The sequence below is a fragment of the Aggregicoccus sp. 17bor-14 genome (assembly GCF_009659535.1).
Lineage (GTDB): Bacteria > Myxococcota > Myxococcia > Myxococcales > Myxococcaceae > Aggregicoccus.
Map to the genome: position 1 here is coordinate 110,009 of NZ_VJZZ01000014.1, position 15,337 is coordinate 125,345.

The 15,337-nt window shown below is 71.8% G+C and carries 16 protein-coding genes; 5 read left to right on the plus strand and 11 right to left on the minus strand.

What is annotated here, in order from left to right:
• Positions 1 to 33 precede the first annotated feature (33 nt).
• The 4 genes from FGE12_RS23840 to gshB form a co-directional block, all read right to left on the minus strand.
• Positions 34 to 774 (minus strand): SDR family NAD(P)-dependent oxidoreductase, encoded by a 741-nt coding sequence (locus FGE12_RS23840; RefSeq protein WP_153868880.1) that lies wholly within the window; start codon positions 772 to 774, stop codon positions 34 to 36.
• 53 nt (positions 775 to 827) lie between these two features.
• Positions 828 to 1,598, minus strand: a complete 771-nt coding sequence (locus tag FGE12_RS23845) for a methyltransferase (RefSeq protein ID WP_194798207.1) — start codon at positions 1,596 to 1,598, stop codon at positions 828 to 830.
• A 71-nt stretch (positions 1,599 to 1,669) separates the two neighbouring features.
• Positions 1,670 to 2,293: a GNAT family N-acetyltransferase gene (locus tag FGE12_RS23850; RefSeq protein ID WP_153868881.1), complete on the minus strand. Its 624-nt coding sequence runs from the start codon at positions 2,291 to 2,293 to the stop codon at positions 1,670 to 1,672.
• A 10-nt stretch (positions 2,294 to 2,303) separates the two neighbouring features.
• Entirely contained in the window at positions 2,304 to 3,266 is a 963-nt protein-coding gene (gshB, locus tag FGE12_RS23855) for a glutathione synthase (protein WP_153868882.1), read from the minus strand.
• Between the two features lie 246 nt (positions 3,267 to 3,512).
• Between gshB and FGE12_RS23860 the strand changes: the two genes are divergently transcribed.
• Entirely contained in the window at positions 3,513 to 4,451 is a 939-nt protein-coding gene (locus FGE12_RS23860) for a patatin-like phospholipase family protein (RefSeq protein WP_153868883.1), read from the plus strand.
• Positions 4,452 to 4,592: 141 nt separating this feature from the next.
• On the opposite strand, the gene FGE12_RS23865 is transcribed toward FGE12_RS23860, so the two are convergent.
• From FGE12_RS23865 to FGE12_RS23885, 5 genes are all read right to left on the minus strand, one after another.
• Complete coding sequence (locus FGE12_RS23865; RefSeq protein WP_153868884.1) at positions 4,593 to 6,851, minus strand: M3 family metallopeptidase; 2,259 nt, start codon at positions 6,849 to 6,851, stop codon at positions 4,593 to 4,595.
• Between the two features lie 105 nt (positions 6,852 to 6,956).
• The gene (locus FGE12_RS23870; RefSeq protein WP_194798209.1) at positions 6,957 to 7,880 is read right to left on the minus strand and encodes a DMT family transporter; all 924 of its coding nucleotides are present in this window, start codon (positions 7,878 to 7,880) and stop codon (positions 6,957 to 6,959) included.
• 284 nt (positions 7,881 to 8,164) lie between these two features.
• Positions 8,165 to 8,482 carry a hypothetical protein gene (locus FGE12_RS23875; RefSeq protein WP_153868886.1) on the minus strand — a complete coding sequence of 106 codons (318 nt, stop codon included), beginning with the start codon at positions 8,480 to 8,482 and terminating at the stop codon, positions 8,165 to 8,167.
• Between the two features lie 59 nt (positions 8,483 to 8,541).
• Positions 8,542 to 8,883, minus strand: coding sequence for a hypothetical protein (locus FGE12_RS23880; protein ID WP_153868887.1), 342 nt, complete (start codon positions 8,881 to 8,883; stop codon positions 8,542 to 8,544).
• 123 nt (positions 8,884 to 9,006) lie between these two features.
• Positions 9,007 to 10,092 carry an aldo/keto reductase gene (locus FGE12_RS23885; protein ID WP_153868888.1) on the minus strand — a complete coding sequence of 362 codons (1,086 nt, stop codon included), beginning with the start codon at positions 10,090 to 10,092 and terminating at the stop codon, positions 9,007 to 9,009.
• A gap of 531 nt (positions 10,093 to 10,623) precedes the next feature.
• Here FGE12_RS23885 and FGE12_RS23890 point away from each other — a divergent pair.
• From FGE12_RS23890 to FGE12_RS23905, 4 genes are all read left to right on the plus strand, one after another.
• Positions 10,624 to 11,037 carry a hypothetical protein gene (locus tag FGE12_RS23890; protein ID WP_153868889.1) on the plus strand — a complete coding sequence of 138 codons (414 nt, stop codon included), beginning with the start codon at positions 10,624 to 10,626 and terminating at the stop codon, positions 11,035 to 11,037.
• Entirely contained in the window at positions 11,027 to 11,275 is a 249-nt protein-coding gene (locus FGE12_RS23895; RefSeq protein WP_153868890.1) for a hypothetical protein, read from the plus strand. Before FGE12_RS23890 ends, FGE12_RS23895 begins: the two co-directional genes overlap by 11 nt.
• A gap of 124 nt (positions 11,276 to 11,399) precedes the next feature.
• Entirely contained in the window at positions 11,400 to 11,702 is a 303-nt protein-coding gene (locus FGE12_RS23900; RefSeq protein ID WP_153868891.1) for a PRC-barrel domain-containing protein, read from the plus strand.
• A gap of 25 nt (positions 11,703 to 11,727) precedes the next feature.
• Positions 11,728 to 12,816 (plus strand): PAS domain-containing sensor histidine kinase, encoded by a 1,089-nt coding sequence (locus FGE12_RS23905; RefSeq protein WP_153868892.1) that lies wholly within the window; start codon positions 11,728 to 11,730, stop codon positions 12,814 to 12,816.
• A 10-nt stretch (positions 12,817 to 12,826) separates the two neighbouring features.
• Here the strand turns inward: FGE12_RS23905 and FGE12_RS23910 are convergent, their stop codons facing one another.
• Both FGE12_RS23910 and FGE12_RS23915 read right to left on the minus strand, forming a co-directional pair.
• Positions 12,827 to 13,780 (minus strand): NYN domain-containing protein, encoded by a 954-nt coding sequence (locus FGE12_RS23910; RefSeq protein ID WP_228531035.1) that lies wholly within the window; start codon positions 13,778 to 13,780, stop codon positions 12,827 to 12,829.
• Positions 13,781 to 14,733: 953 nt separating this feature from the next.
• Positions 14,734 to 15,276 carry a hypothetical protein gene (locus FGE12_RS23915; protein WP_153868893.1) on the minus strand — a complete coding sequence of 181 codons (543 nt, stop codon included), beginning with the start codon at positions 15,274 to 15,276 and terminating at the stop codon, positions 14,734 to 14,736.
• Positions 15,277 to 15,337: the final 61 nt, after the last annotated feature.

Here is a 15,337-nt window from a genome sequence, read left to right on the forward strand (position 1 = left end):
GCGCACCCACCCGCGGCGAGGCATGCGTCACCGTCACCACGCCATCGGCTGCCCGTCCCGGAAGAAGCCTCCCGTCGGTCCACCGGGAGGGAGCATCGCGGCCCACACCACGCCCGCGGCCCCCTCGGACACCGGCCGCGCGCCCAGCTCCGCCGTCCCCGGATGCGAGGCGATGAAGCCTGGGCACACGGCATTGACCAGGATGCGCTCGGCGCGCAGCGCCTCGGCGAGCTTCAGCGTGAAGGCGTTGAGCGCCGCCTTGGACACGCCGTAGGCCCCGAGCGTCTCGCCGCGCGACGCCATGCCGTACGGCGCCCCGAAGGAGCCGGCCTCGCTCGACACGTTGACGATGCGCGCGTGCGGGCTGCGCCTCAGCAGGGGCAGCAGCGCGCTGCTCACGCGCCAGGGGCCGATGAGGTTGGTCCCCAGCGCGGCGAGCAGCTGCGGCTCGTCCACGTCCACCGTGCGCACGCGGAAGTCGAAGTTGCTGCCGGCGTTGTTCACCAGCACGTCGAGGTGTCCGTGCTGCGCCTCCAGCTGCGCGGCGACTCCCTGTACGCTCGCGTCGCTCGTCACGTCCAGCGCGAGCGCCTGCACCTCGAGGCCGTCGCCCTGGAGGCGCGCGGCGAGGTCCTGCGCGCGCGTGAGGTCTCTTGCGGTGAGCAGGACGCGCAGCCCGCGCTGGGCGAGCTGGCGGCAGGTCTCGTAGCCGAGGCCCTCGGCGCGGCTCGCGCCGGTGACCAGGGCCAGCTGCTGCGGTGGGGCGGTCGTCATGGGCGGCCCTCCTCTCGTCTCGCGAGGGCCGATGCACGAGGGCGGGGCGGGTTTCACACGGGAGTGCGGCGCGGCGGCTCGAGCAGGGCCTCGAGCTCGGGCGCGTAGCCGCCGGGGCCCTCGCCATGGACGATGAGCGGCGGGCGCACCTCGAGCGCGCCCACCCGGTCGCGCACCGCGTGCACGAGGAAGCGCGTGGCGGGCGCGTGCACCCGCGCGTGCACGAGGCGCAGCGCGCGCGGGTGCAGGCGGGCAGCCGTGAGCGCGCCGAGCACCTCGGCGAGCCGGAAGGCCGGGTACACGAGGCTCAGCGCCCCTCCGGGAGCGAGTGCATGGCGCGCCGCCGCGCACACCGCGTCCACGCTGCAGGCGAGCTCCTGTTTGGAGAGCGCGCGCTCGGGGTCGGGGCTCTGCACGCCTGCCTCCGCGCGCCGGTAGGGTGGGTTGCTCACCACGTGGCCGAAGGCTCCCGCAGAGAGCAGCGCGCGCGCCTCGCGCAGGTCTCCGAGCAGCGGGACGACGCGCCCCTCGCACCCGTTGAGCGCCACGCTGCGCACCATCCGGGCGTGCACCGCGGGCTGCAGCTCCAGCGCCGTCACCCGCGCGCGGCCGAACTGGCGCGCGAGGAGCAGGGAGACCACGCCGCTGCCCGCGCCCAGCTCGAGCACCGGGGTCTCGGGGGCAGGCCCTTCCGTCGCGGCGAAGTGCGCGAGCAGCAGCGCGTCCAGCGTGAAGCGGTAGCCGCCCCGCCGCTGCAGCACGCACACCCCCGAGGTGCCGATGGAGTCCAGCGTCTCGTCGGGGCCTGGCGCGTCGTCGCTCACGATGCTCTCGAGCTTAGCGCCACCGGACTTGTGGAGAAGTTGTGAACAGCGCGCGAGCACGGCGCCCGCCTCTAACGCCGCGACGGCTTCTCGGGCGCGATGAGCGCGGTGAGCACGTGGTCTCTCCACTGCCCGTGGATGCGCAGGAAGTCGCGCGCGTAGCCCTCCACGCTGAAGCCCAGGCGCCGCAGCGTCGCCGCGCTGCGCTTGTTCTCCGGCAGGTGGTTCGCCTGGATGCGGTGGAAGCCGAGGCGGTCGAAGACGAAGGGGATCGCCGCCTGCAGCGCCTCGGTCATGATGCCCTGTCCCTGCCAACGGTGGTCCAGCCCGTAGCCCAGCTCGCAGATCTGCAGCGGCCCGCGGCGGAACTGCGTGAAGCTCACGCTGCCGATGATCGGCGCGAGCGCCGGCGCCGCCCCGCGCGGCATCAGGACCATCCTCAGCGCGCGGTCCTCCACGAAGTCCTCGCGGTCCTGCTCCAGCCGCATCCTCCAGTAGTCGAGCGTGTAGAAGTCCGGCGGGCGCTCGGGCTCGAAGGGGGAGAGGTGCTCGCGGTTCTCCTTCACGTAGGTGAGCGCGCGCAGCGCCGCGTCCGGCCCCGGCAGACACAGGCGCACACGCGGCGTCTCCAGCAGCGTGGGGCTGAAGGGGGGCTGGTGGGCCTCGTGGGTCTCGAGACGCGGCGGTCGGCTCATCGGTCTCTCGTCAGGCTCTCCGCGAGCGCGCGAGCCGCTCGGTCATGTCCAGCACCCGCGCCTCCACGGAGATGTGATCCAGCTGGTCGATCTCCACGAGCCCCGTGGGGCTGGTGACGTTCACCTCGGTGAGGAAGTCGCCGAGCACGTCGATGCCCACCAGCAAGAGGCCCCGCGCGAGCAGCTCCGGCTTGAGGCGGCGGCAGATCTCCTGCTCGCGCGCCGTGAGCTCGGTCTTCACCGGCTTGCCGCCGGCCGCCATGTTGCCGCGGTTGTCGTCCGCCGCCGGCACGCGCAGCACCGCGCCCACCGGCTCGCCCTCCACCAGGATGATGCGCTTGTCGCCCGCGCGGCTCTGCGGCACGTAGGCCTGCGCCACCACCGCCTCGCGCCCACCGCGCGTGAGCAGCTCCACGAGGCTGCGCGCGTTGCGGTCCTGCGGGGTCAGGAACACCACGCCGAGGCCTCCGAAGCCGTCCACCGGCTTGAGGATGGTGCCCTGCGGCTGGCGCGCGATGAACTCGCGCAGCGTGGCGAAGTCGCGCGCGATGAGGGTCTCGGGCATCAGGTCGCTGTAGCGCAGGGCGAAGAGCTTCTCGTTCGCGTCCCGGATGCCCGCGGGGCTGTTCACGAACAGCGGGGGCGGGTGGCCGCCGCTGAGCTCCACCAGCTGCGTCGCGTGCAGGTACTCCGTGTCCACCGGCGGGTCCTTGCGCAGGAAGAGCGCGTCCAGGCCGTGCACCGGCTGCACCGACTCCTCGAGCACCTCGAAGTGCCGGCCCGCCTCGCGCCGCACCCGCACGGTGCGCATGCGGCTGCGCGCGCAGCCGCCGGCGAAGTGCAGCCAGCCCTGCTCGAAGTAGCGCACGGTGTGGCCGCGCGCCTGGGCCTCGAGCATCAGCGCGAAGGTGGAGTCGTGGTTCACCACCACGCCTTCGAGGGGGTCCATGAGGAAGCCGAGGGTCAGGGGCATGGCGGACAAGGCGCTCCAGTGGACAGGGGGACCAGGCGGGAATGTGCGTCGGGCCGGGCGCTTTCGCCCGCGAAAACGGCAGGGGGCTGTTCACTCCAGGCAGTGGGGCAGGGGAGCGAAGGGCTGCACGGGCCGCAGGGGGGAGATACCCTCCACGAAACCACCTTCCTCGCGTCGCTTCTCCACCGTGTCCTCCCTCTCCCCCTGGGAGAGGGTCGGGGTGAGGGACGTGCCGGGAGCCTCCGTATGTCCGTGCACCCCGTCCTCGAGATCCTTCACGCCCGCCGCGCCCAGAGGAGCGAGCCCGGTGCCCGAACGGACGGCGCGCGCATTGCCCTCGTCGTAGAGGGAGGCGGGATGCGCGGCGTGGTCTCCAGCGCGATGACCCAGGCGCTGGAGGAGGCGGGGCTCACCGCGTCTTTCGACTTCGCGGTGGGCTGCTCGGCGGGGGCGCTGAATGCGGCGGCCCTGCTCGCAGGCGTGGCGAAGGGCTGCACCGTCGAGTACGCGGGCGCCTTCGCGAGCCGGCGCTTCATCAACCCCGCGCGCCTGCTGCTGGGCCGCCCCGCGGTGGACGTGGAGTACGTGCTCGACCACGCAGGCGATCACCTGGACGCCGCCCGCCACGCGCGCACCCTCGCGAGCCCCATCCCGCTGCACTGCATCGCCACCGCGGTGGACAGCGCGGAGGGAGAGGACCTCACCGGCTTCACGGACCTGAAGGAGCTGCGCCATGCGCTGCTCGCCTCGAGCCGGCTGCCCTGGGTGGGCGGCGGTCCAGTGACCTTCCGCGGACGGCAGTACCTCGACGGCGGCCTGGTGGAGGCGATTCCGCTGCGTAGCGCACTGAAGCTCGGTGCCACGCACGTGCTGGTGCTGCAGACACGCCCCGAGGGCCTGCGCTATCCGGCGAGCGAGGGCTTCGCGGAGCGCATCGTGGAGGCGCGGCTGCGCGCGCTGAACCCCGCGCTGGTGGAGCGCTACCGGGCGCGAGGCCGCGCGTACGACGAGGCCTCGGACGAGGTGGCGCTCCGGGAGAGCGAGCGCGGCACTGGGCCGTACGTGCTCGGAGTGCGGTTGCCTTCGGGGACGCCGAGCGTGAGCCGCCTCGAGCGCCGCGCGCCGGTGCTGCGCGAGGCGGCGCGCGTCGCACTCGAGCACACGCGACAGCTTCTGGGCGTGTGACGAAGGCAGCGAGTGAAGAAGCCCCTGCGCCTCTCCGAAAACACGGAGGGCCCGCGCCTTACGGAGCGGGCCCTCGAGTGACGCAGCGGTGAGTCAGGATCCCTCACCCCGGCCCTCTCCCGGAGGGAGAGGGAGGACTCCTTACTGCACGGTCTTCTTCTCTGCGGAGGCCGCCGGCACCGGGAAGCCGCGCTTGCGCATCAGCGCGCCGATGCCCGCGTCGTGGCCGCGGAAGGCGCGGTACGCGTCCGCCGGGTCCACGGTGTTGCCCACGCTCAGCACGTTCTTGCGCAGCCGCTCGGCCACGGTGTGGTCGTAGGGCCCCTTGCCCTCGAGGAAGGTCTCGAACGCGTCCGTGCTCAGCGTGTCCGCCCACAGGTAGCTGTAGTAGCCGGCCGAGTACCCGTCGCCCGAGAACACGTGCCCGAACTGCGGCGTGCGGTGGCGCATGACGATCTCCTTCGGCATGCCGAGCTTCTCGAGCGTCTCCTTCTCGAACTGGTCCGGATCGATCTTCTGGCTGCCGGCCAGGTGCAGCTTCATGTCCACGAGCGCGCTGGCCAGGTACTCCACGGTGGCGAAGCCCTGGTTGAAGGTGCGCGCCTTCTCGATCTTCTTCACCAGCGCCTGGGGCAGCGGCTTGCCGGTCTTGTAGTGGAGCGCGAAGCGGTTGAGCACCTGGGGCGTGGGCAGCCAGTTCTCGAGCATCTGGCTGGGGAACTCCACGTAGTCGCGCGCGACGCTGGTGCCCGAGAGGCTCGGGTAGGTCACGTTGCTGGACAGGCCGTGCAGCGCGTGGCCGAACTCGTGGAACAGGGTCTCCGCGTCGGTCCAGCTCACGAGCACGGGCTCGCCGGGCTTGCCCTTCACGAAGTTGGAGTTGTTGCTCACGATGGTGGTCACGTCACCCGCGAGCCGCTCCTGGTTGCGGTACGCGTTCATCCACGCGCCCGAGCGCTTGCCCTTGCGCGCGTAGGGGTCGAAGTACCAGAGCCCCACGTGCTTGCCGCTGGTCTTGTCCTTCACCTCCCACACGCGCACGTCCGGGTGCGGCACGGGCACGTTGGTCACGGGGGTGAAGGAGAAGTTGAGCAGCTCGCCGGCGACCCAGAACATGCCCTCGCGCAGCTTCTCGAGCTGCAGGTAGGGCTTCACCTCGTTCTCGTCCAGGTCGTACTTCGCCTTGCGCACCTTCTCGGCGTAGTAGCGGTAGTCCCACGGCGCGATGGTGATCTTCTCCGAGTGGCTCTTCGCGCTCTCGGCGTCGGCCACCTTCTGCATGTCGGCGACCTCCTCGTGCACGCGCGCGACGGCCGCCGGCCACACGGCCTCCATCAGCTGCACGGCGCGCTCGGGCGTCTTGGCCATGGAGTTCTCCAGGCGCCAGTGCGCGTGCGTCTTGTAGCCGAGCAGCTTCGCGCGCTCGGCGCGCAGCTGGAGGATCTCGGTGATGAGCGCGTTGTTGTCGTTCGCGTCACCGTTGTCGCCGCGGTTCACGTAGTTCTTCCAGACCTTCTCGCGCAGGTCGCGGCGCGAGGAGTAGGTGAGGAAGGGCTCCATGCTGGAGCGGGTGTTGGTGATGGCCCACTTGCCCTTCTGGCCCAGGTCCTCGGCGGCCGCCGCGGCGCCCGCGCGCACGCTGTCCGGCAGGCCCGCGAGCTCCTGCTCGCTCTCGAGCACCGTGGCGTAGCTCTCCTCGTCGTGCAGCAGGTGCTGGCTGAAGTCCGTGTAGAGCGAGGCGAGGCGCAGGTTGATCTCCGCCATGCGCTTCTTGCCGGCCGCGTCCAGCTTCGCGCCCGCGCGCACGAAGTTCGTGTACGTGAGCCAGGTGAGGCGCTGCTGCTCGGGGGTGAGCTTGCTCTTCTCGGGAGAGTTGTAGACCTGCTCGATGCGCGCGAAGAGCGGCGCGTTCTGGGTCACCTCGTCGGAGAAGGCGGCGAGCTTCGCGTCCATCTCCTTCTCCACCGCCTGGAACTCGGGGCTGCTCAGCGTGGAGCCCCAGATGCCGTACACGGTGGACACGTCGTTGAGCACGCGGCCCGAGTTGTCCATCGCGGCGATGGTGTTCTCGAAGGTGGCGGGCGCGGGGTTGCTCGCGATGGCGGCGAGCTCGCGGCGGTTGAGCTCCATGCCCCACTCGAGCGCGGGCTTGAAGTGCTCCACCTTCACCTGGTCCAGCGGCGGCACGCCGCCATAGGGGCCGGTCCACTTCGCGATGAGCGGGTTGTTCACGGGCGCCTCCATCTTCGGCTTCGGCGCGGGCGCAGCGGTCTGCGCCGCGGCAGGGGCTTGGACCAGCGGGGCCTGCGCCTCGGTCTTGACCTCCGTCTTGGCAGAGGTCGCGCACGCTGCGGACATGAGGGCCGCGGCGCTCGCGCCGGCGATCAGGGACTTACGCATCAAGGACTTCCTCCAGAGAGGTAGGACAGCGGAGCCGGACCTTAGAGGCCCGGCGCCCGATGTCGAAGATTGAGAGAGGCCGGCCCCAACAGCCAGCCCGCCTGCTCATTCCCCGGGCGCACAGGCGGGAGCGGGCTTCGGCGCGGGCTCCAGGTTCGCCGCCGCCGCGCCGAGGAACACCAGCACCGCGCCGGCCGCCTGCCGCCAGCCGAGCTGCTCTCCCAGTACGGCCGTCCCCAGACACACCGCGATCATCGTGTCCGCAAGCGGGATGACGCCGATGGCCACCATCGACACGCGCTTGAGCAGCCAGAAGAGGCACAGGAAGGTCGCCACCGTGCCGAAGGCCGCGAGGTACAGGAGGCACCCCACCGCCTTGAGGCTGAAGTGCGCGGGCGCGTGCGGCTGGAAGACCCCGTGCAGCGAGAGCAGCAGCAGCCCGCCCACCAGCGTCTGCACCCACAGGTTCACCGCGGGCGTGACGTCGGCGAGCCGCTTCTTCTGCAGCACGTTGCCGAAGGCCGACACCATCGCGGAGAGCACCACCAGCAGCGCCACCGGCGGCACGCCGCCGCGGCCCACGTCCCCGCCGGAGGCGAGCGCGCGCAGCGCCGGCGCCTCGAGCACCAGGATGCCGCCCACCCCCAGCGCCGTGGCCACGCCCTTGCGCACGGAGAGCGGCTCCGCGGGCAGGAGCGCGTGCGCGAAGAGCGCCGCCCAGATGGGGTAGGTGGAGAACAGCACCGCGGCGAGCCCCGAGTCGAGGTGCCCCTGCGCATAGAAGGTGAGCGCGTAGCTCAAGCCCAGCTGCAGCGCGCCCATCATCACGATGTTGCGCCATGTGGCGCGCGAATGGTGCCGCAGCGGCTCGCGCAGCGCGAGCGGGGTGAGCATCGCGAACGCGATGAGCATGCGCACCCCGCCGAAGAGGAAGGGGGGCAGCTCGGTGAGCCCCAGCTTGATCACGAGCCAGGTGGAGCCCCAGAGCAGGCAGCACGTCGCGTACACGAGCAGGGTCTTGGTGCGCATGGAGAGCGCGCGCCCCATATCACTGCAGGCCTGTAGCCCGCCTCCACACAGGGCTGTGGATTGGGTGTGGATGGCGGGCCTGCGGCTGTGGAGAGGCCGGGGGCGCATCCCACCCCTGTGGACCCGTGGGGAGAACGCCTCGGTTGCCCACATGTAGCAGCTGCGGGATTGCCGTGGTGCGGCGCGGCCTTGCAGAGTTGTCCCCAACTCCGGCGCCTCTACTTTCACCACGGATCAATAAAGAAGATATTTCCCTTTGGGGAGAAGCACGCAGCGCTGTGGGCTCAGCTGGCCTGTGGATCCTCGTCCGCGCTTCGCGGCTCCAGGCGCGCGAGCAGCCCGCTCAGCCGCTCGCGCAGCTGCGCATCCTGGGCCTCGAGGTCCAGGCGCGCCTGCTCCGGGCGCCCGTCCATCAGCCCCTGCGCCTGCATGCGCTGCAGCACGCGGCGGCGCTGGTTGCGGGCCGTGAGCAGCGCCATCGCCTGCTCCACCTCGGCCGCGAGCGCAGCTCCCGCCGTCGGGTGACGCTCGAGCCCCACGCGCAGCCGCTCGATGAGCTCGCTGAGCTGGACATCGACCTCGTAGTCCACGGAGCGCGACATGGGTGTAGCGATCTTCCTACCAGGGGCCTCGCCCGTGCGAACGGATTTCGGCGGACGCCCTACAGCGCCCCGGCCCGCTCCCAGGCGGCCTGGGCGCTCTCCTGGACGACGAGCGCAGGGGCGGAGGGGGTGGAGGCGGCTGCCGTCGCGAAGGCCGCGCGCAGGGCCACCAGGGTGAGCCGCGCGTGCACCGGGTCGCGCTCGAGCTCGGCCTGCAGCCCGCTCACCTGGAGCGGCTCGAGGTGGGGCGTGGTGGCGCCGGACGCCGCCGGCTGCATCGCCCGCTCGAAGAGCGCCGCGAGCAGCGCCGTGCGCGCTTCCTCGGGAAGGGCGTCCAGCGCGGGCTGCAGCTCCTCCGGGATGCGCACACGGTAGGCCTGCGGAAGGGTCTCGCTCGTCATGCGCCGCTTCTTCTGCAAGCGCGGCACCGCGCGTGGGCAAATGTTTTCCCACGCTTGCGCGAGGTGGGAGCGGGTGCGCCGGTAGGAAGTACCGGCGAGGGTGTCAGGGTGACATGTGGGTGCTCAGTAGCTGGGGCTGTCCAGCTTGCGGCCCACGGGGGAGGGGGGCGCCGCGTCGCCGTTCACCGTGAGGCCGCCGTGCATGAAGCTGCCGGCGCGCTCGAGGAACTCGGCGGGGAAGTTGAGCGCGGGGCGGCTCACCTCGTCGAGCGCCTTCAGCTGCTCGGGGCGCAGCCGGACGTCGAGCGCCGCGAGGTTCTGCTCGAGCTGCTCCTGCGTGCGCGCGCCGATGATGGTGGAGGAGACGCCGGGGCGGCTCTGCACCCACGCGAGCGCCACGTGCGCCGGGGGCACGTCCAGTTCGCCCGCCACCTTCTTGAGCACGTCCAGCACGCGGTAGGTCTGCTCGTTGAGCGCGCTCTCCACCCAGGGGCCGCGGCTCGCCTTCTGGGTGGTGCGGTTCTCGCGCGTGTACTTGCCGCTGAGCACGCCGCTCTTGAGCGGGCTCCACGGCGTCACGCCCAGGCCCAGCTCCTGCGCCATGGGGATGAGCTCGCCCTCCACCGTGCGCTGCAGCAGCGAGTACTCGATCTGCAGGCCCACCAGCGGCGTCCAGCCGCGCGTCTGCGCGAGCAGCTGCGCCTGCGCCACCTTCCACGCCGGCGTGTCCGAGAAGCCCACGTAGCGCACCTTGCCCGCGCGCACGAGGTCGTCCAGCGCGCGCAGCGTCTCCTCGATGGGCGTGTGCCGGTCCCACGCGTGCATCCAGTACAGGTCGATGTGGTCCGTCTGCAGCCGGCGCAGCGACTCGTCGCACGCGGCCATCAGGCTCTTGCGGCCCGCGCCGCCGCCGTTGGGGTCACCGGGGAAGAGGTTGCCGTAGAACTTGGTCGCGAGGACCACGCGCTCGCGGCGGCTCGGGTAGCGGCCCAGGTGGTCGCCGATGATCTTCTCCGAGTGGCCGAAGGTGTAGACGTTCGCGGTGTCGATGAAGTTGCCGCCGCGCTCGAGGTAGCGGTCGATGATCCGCACCGAGTCGGCGACGCTGCTGCCCCAGCCCAGGTCCTCGCCGAAGGTCATCGCGCCGAGGCAGAAGGGACTCACCCGCAGGCCCGAGCGGCCGAGGGTGACGTAGTCGTTGAGCGGCATGGAGGGGCTCCGGGTGTGAGGGGTGCAGCGGGGTGTAAGGGCCCCACGCCCCGCGCGCACCTCGCACTGCGGTGCAGGCGCACCGCGTGTTCGCTGGAGCCTGACAGGCCCTCGGGGACCCGGCCGTCCCTGCGAGCCCTCTCTCGAAACTGACCTCGCACCCACCCGAAGCGCGGGCCCTCCGAGGAGGGAGGGCGCTGTGTCGGGCTTCGGGGTGTGGATGCGTCCGCGGGTTCGGGCGGGGCGAGGGAGAGACGGTGAAGCGACTGCGCCAAGACCTTTTGCTTCCAGCGCGGGCGCTCGCCAGAGCAACCGCCGCGCCAGCCTCCGCGGGCCCGCAAGTCCGCGGGCTTGCGGGGAAGGGCCGGGCCCGGGGTGGAGCGTGGCTGCTCCAGTAGGGTGGAGCATTGGAGCGCGTGTGCTCCATAGGGCCGCGGCGGCGCACGGCCGGGGTGGTTATCCTGTGGGGGTAAGCTCCCCTTTCAGCTGACCTCCCCTGCGACGAGCGAGGCGGGCCATCCGAGGTCCGCCATGCTCTCGTACCGCGTCGTCGTTCCCGCCCACCTCTCCCCGGCCTACCAGCGGCTCCCCAAGGAGATGCGCCTGGGCGTGGGGATGCACCTGCTCTGCCTCGCCGAGGCGGCGGCCGCCGTGCACGAAATCGGCGAGGGCGAGACGCCCTGGAGCAACCTGGCCGGGCTCGACGCCGGCGACCACCGCCAGCTCTTCGGCGAGCTCTGGCTGAGCTACTTCGTGGCGCCGCTGGACGGCGAGCTGGAACTGCTGGACTTCGGCGATGCGAGCCTCACCTCGCGCGTCGCGCCGCTGCCGCCGCTGCGCGCCCCCCGCCGCCACGACCGACCCCGGGGCGGCGGATCCCCGGCCTCCACCGTCGCCCGGTCGCGAGACCTGCACGCAGTGGAGGGAGGCTCCCATGTTCGATGACACCCGCATCCGCCAGCTCCTCGCCGCCGTGCAGCGGCAGCTCCCGGCCGCCTCCGCGGACCCGGTCCTGGAAGAGCCGCAGCGGCTGCTCACGGCCTGGGCCGCGCTGGTGGAGGGGCTCGGGCTGGGGCCCGAGCCCGAGCAGCGCGAGTGCCCGCACTGCGGCCATACCGGGATGCGCGCGGCGACCCGCTGCGGGTACTGCTGGCTCGCGCTCGTCCCCGTGTCCGCGCGCTAGCCCGGCGCGAGCGCTCGTACGCCTGGCGTCAGGGCGCCAGAGCGCTCGGCACGCGCTGTCCCGGCAGAGGTGGAGGCACTACGTTCAGGAGAGGGGTCCTCGCGGGGCGGGAAGGAGCAGGCACATGCGTTTCACCGAGCGCATCCATGCGGGCCGCACGGTCGTGGCGGCGGGCGGAGAGTCGCTGGGCACCGTGGAGGGGCTGGTCATCGACTCCGAGAGCTGGAAGGTGGAGGCGCTGCAGCTGAAGCTCGCCTCGGAGACGGCGGACCGCGTCGGGGCGTACTGGAACTACTTCCACGCCGGGAGGCTCGAGGTTCCCACGCGCCTCGTCTCCTCGGTGAGCGACAGCGTGCTGCTCTCGGCCTCGGTCGACGAGCTGGGCCGGCTCCAGGCAGGCGAGTCCCCGGCCGCGTCTCCTCCTTGAACGGTGCACCGACCGGGAGCTGCGCGTGAGCCGCTTCGGATCCAGGCAGGAGGTGGACGCGCACTTCCGACACCTCGTCGAGAGCGCGCGCACCTACGCCATCTTCGGCATGGACCTCGAGGGGCGCATCACCAGCTGGAACGAGGGCGCCCGGCGCATCAAGGGCTACACGACCGAGGAGGCCGTGGGGCAGCACTTCCGGATGCTCTTCCTCCCCGAGGACCAGGAGCGCGGGCGCCCCGAGCAGGAGATGCGCCAGGCGCTCGAGCAGGGCTGCTACACCGGCGAGGGGGTGCGACGGCGCAAGGACGGCAGCGCCTTCGACGCGGAGGTCTCCCTGCACGTGCTGCACGACGACCAGGGCACCCCCATCGGCTTCGTGAAGGTCACCGAGGACATCACCGAGCGCAAGCGTCTGCAGCACGGCGCGGAGCGCGCCCAGGAGTTCCAGAAGCTGCTCGCGGCCATCGTGAGCCACGACCTGCAGAACCCGCTCAACGCCGTGCAGATGGCGGCGCGGCGGCTGCGCGCGCAGAGCCCCGACGAGGCCGTGCAGACCACCGCGGCGCGCATCTCGAGCGCCTCGGAGCGGGCCAGCCGCATCGTGAGCGACCTGCTGGACCTCTCCCAGGCCCAGCTGGGCAGCGGCATCCCGGTGACGCGCGCGCGCGGAGACCTCTACACCACGGCCGCGCGGGTGATGGACGAGCACCGCGGCACCTTCCCCGAGCGAGAGCTCATCCTGCGCCGCGAGGGTGACACGGTGGGGCACTTCGACGCCGCACGCATGATGCAGGTCCTCGCCAATCTCCTGAAGAACGCGCTGACCTACGGCACGCCGGGCAGCGCGGTGGAGGTCTGCGTGCGCGGCGGACCGGACGAGCTGTGCGTGAGCGTGCACAACCCGGGCGCCCCCATCCCGGCGCAGCTGCTGCCCCACCTGTTCAAGGCGTTCCGCCGCGGAGCCGAGGAGAAGCCCGAGGCGAAGAGCCTCGGGCTGGGGCTGTACATCGTGGAGCGGATCGCCGCGGCGCACGGGGGCCGCGTGGCGGTGCACTCCACGGCGCAGGAGGGGACCACCTTCGAGGTCCACCTGCCGCGCGCCGCGACCTAGAGGCCAGAGCCTAGAGGTCGTCTTCCGGATCCGGGTACGACTCCTCGTCGTCCTCGGCGCCGGCGCTGCCCTCGGGCTCGTCGTGGCCGGAGCTGCTCTCGGCGTCGTGCTTCGAGTCCGGCATGTGCTCGCCGGGCAGCACGTACCACTGCTTGCCCTTGAGCTGCTGCATCTTGAGCAGGCCGTCGCGCTCGAGCGCGCCGAGCAGCTTCACGAAGGTGCTGAAGCCGTAGTCGCGCGGATCGAAGTCCGGCTCCTTGCGCACCAGCGTCTCCTTGATGATGGAGGGGTTGAGCGGGCCCGTGGCGCGCGCGAGCAGGTTGGCCACCACGTCGCGCACGTGGCGCGGCACCTGGCCCTTGCTGCTCTTCTCCTTCTCGCCGCCCTTCTCGGAGCCCTTCGCGCTGCTGCCCGCCTCGGCCTTGTCCTTCTCGCCGCGCTCGCGCTCCCGGCCTCCCCCGCGCCGGCTGCTGCCGCCGCCGCGCCGGCCGCCCTCGCCCGCGCGGCCCGTGAGGTAGATGAACTCGTCGCAGGCCTTCACGAAGAGGGGACTCGTGCTGTCGCGCACCGCGAGCCCGATGACCGTGCGGCCGTTCTCGCGCAGCTTGTACGCGAGGGGGCAGAAGTCGCTGTCGCCCGAGGCGATGACGAACGTATCGATGCTCTCGCGCGCGTAGCAGAGCTCGAGCGCATCGATGACCAGGCGCATGTCCGCGCCGTTCTTGCCCGCGCGGGTGCTGGGCGGCACGTCGATGAGCTCGACGCCGTGGTCGTGCAGCGTGCGGGTGGCGTCGCGGAAGCGGCTCCAGTCGCAGTAGGCGCGGCGGAACACCACCTTGCCCTTCTCCAGCAGGCGGTCCATCGGCGCCTGGAGGTCGAAGTTGCTCGCGCTGAGCCCCGTGTTGGTCACGAGGTTCTCGAAGTCGAGGAACAGGGCGATACGGCGTTCAGTCTTCTCGGGCAAAAGGACCTTCGGGGGTGAGGAGGGGCCGCGCACCCCACAGAGGCGAGCAGCTCGAACGGCGGGCAGCGGCGGGCGTGGCATGTCCACCCCGGCTCCCGGTCAGACCCTTGTAATCCCTACAGCCCCCGGATGCTTCCACGAATCGTCGGATTGTTCCCCGGCAGGCGCCCCTCTGCAGGGCTGCTCCGCGTCGCGCGCTCTGCGAAGCAGCAACGACGTCGAGCCTGTCCCGAAGCGCTTCGTCCCCACCTGAGTCGCTCCACACGCAGTCGAGCTCCCGCCGGCGCAGGAGCTGGCGCGAGTGGCCTCGTCCAGGAAGGAGGTGCGTGGACTCGGCACCTCCGCGTCACGGAGATTCACGGCACTCCACGCAACGGATGCCCTACCTCCGCACGCCGCGGGCTCCTGGCGGAAGGAGGGATGGGACGGGCACTGTCGGGGCGGCCGAGCGCGGGCGGGCGCCGGCCTGCGCGGCGCTCCGGGGGACCTGGAGAGGGGCCTCCCGGGCGCGAGGTCGCGCGCTCCTGTTCTGAGATGTCGGGGGTTTTCCGGAACAATCTACAGGGGTTAGGCCCCCCTCCGGCGCACGGAAGGCCTGGATGGAAGCTTCATTCCAGGGTGCTGTCGGGGGGACGCCGGGCGTGGAAGGAGGCTTCATTCCAGCGCCCACCCGGGACCGGCTGGGGGCTGGACGGAACGCTTCGTCCGGCGCGGCCTCTTGCCCCGAGGAGGGGTGCCGAGGGTAGCCCACCTGGGCACACGGGGCGGCGTGGCGTGCCGGCAGCGCTTGGCGCCGTGCGGAGCTCTACGGCCTCTCCTCCGTTTCTCCCGTCCCCCCCTCAGGCCAGGGCAGCGGGCACGGGTGGGGGCACTGCCGCGTGCCCACCTCAGGGTCCTTCCACTCGAGACGCATCGCCCACCCGTCGCGGGATTCCGATGGTGCGTCACCCGGCTCAGGGCGACTGAACGCGCCGCGCCCGCAGTCCGCGCACCAGCAGGTAGATCGCGCCCACCAACGACACCACGCCCACGCCGGTGAACGCACCTCCCACGCGCGCGAAGGGTTCGCGGTCGTCGTGACGGAGGCTCAGTCCCTGCCGGGGATCGCGCTGGAACGCGAGCACGCGCGAGACGTCCTGCTGCGGCGCCTCATCCGAGTCCACGGCCCACTGGTACGCGAGCGGGAAGGAGCCGGCGCTCGTGTCCACGTTCGCGCGGAAGATGCTGTTGCCCGCGCTGCGCGAGGAGCGGCCGCGCTCCACGTGCGCGCCCTTCAGCTCCGCGACGGTGAAGCGCGTCACCTCCTCCGTCGTAAGGTAGCCCGAGCGCGTGAGCTCGCAGGGCCCACCGGACGCGCACTGCAGCTGCACGAGGCCTTTTCCGTTGAGGAGCCAGGGCCCGAAGAAGAGGAAGGGCAGCGCAATGAGCGTGAACGCAGCGGCGCCCACGAGGGCGGCGTTGCGCGGAGGCGGAGCGTCGGAGGGAACGGGGCGCATGGCAGAGGCGCGCGCAGCCTAGTCGCGCGGTCGCGTGAAGTCTGCGTGCGGCGTGTGCGGG

Excerpts from the sequence above, each read along its gene's own strand:
- FGE12_RS23840 (WP_153868880.1), bottom strand. The coding sequence starts at position 774 with ATGACGACCGCCCCACCGCAGCAGCTGGCCCTGGTCACCGGCGCGAGC.
- FGE12_RS23850 (WP_153868881.1), bottom strand. The coding sequence starts at position 2,293 with ATGAGCCGACCGCCGCGTCTCGAGACCCACGAGGCCCACCAGCCCCCC.
- gshB (WP_153868882.1), bottom strand. The coding sequence starts at position 3,266 with ATGCCCCTGACCCTCGGCTTCCTCATGGACCCCCTCGAAGGCGTGGTG.
- FGE12_RS23860 (WP_153868883.1), top strand. The coding sequence starts at position 3,513 with ATGTCCGTGCACCCCGTCCTCGAGATCCTTCACGCCCGCCGCGCCCAG.
- FGE12_RS23865 (WP_153868884.1), bottom strand. The coding sequence starts at position 6,851 with ATGCGTAAGTCCCTGATCGCCGGCGCGAGCGCCGCGGCCCTCATGTCC.
- FGE12_RS23870 (WP_194798209.1), bottom strand. The coding sequence starts at position 7,880 with ATGCGCACCAAGACCCTGCTCGTGTACGCGACGTGCTGCCTGCTCTGG.
- FGE12_RS23875 (WP_153868886.1), bottom strand. The coding sequence starts at position 8,482 with ATGTCGCGCTCCGTGGACTACGAGGTCGATGTCCAGCTCAGCGAGCTC.
- FGE12_RS23880 (WP_153868887.1), bottom strand. The coding sequence starts at position 8,883 with ATGACGAGCGAGACCCTTCCGCAGGCCTACCGTGTGCGCATCCCGGAG.
- FGE12_RS23885 (WP_153868888.1), bottom strand. The coding sequence starts at position 10,092 with ATGCCGCTCAACGACTACGTCACCCTCGGCCGCTCGGGCCTGCGGGTG.
- FGE12_RS23890 (WP_153868889.1), top strand. The coding sequence starts at position 10,624 with ATGCTCTCGTACCGCGTCGTCGTTCCCGCCCACCTCTCCCCGGCCTAC.
- FGE12_RS23895 (WP_153868890.1), top strand. The coding sequence starts at position 11,027 with ATGTTCGATGACACCCGCATCCGCCAGCTCCTCGCCGCCGTGCAGCGG.
- FGE12_RS23900 (WP_153868891.1), top strand. The coding sequence starts at position 11,400 with ATGCGTTTCACCGAGCGCATCCATGCGGGCCGCACGGTCGTGGCGGCG.
- FGE12_RS23915 (WP_153868893.1), bottom strand. The coding sequence starts at position 15,276 with ATGCGCCCCGTTCCCTCCGACGCTCCGCCTCCGCGCAACGCCGCCCTC.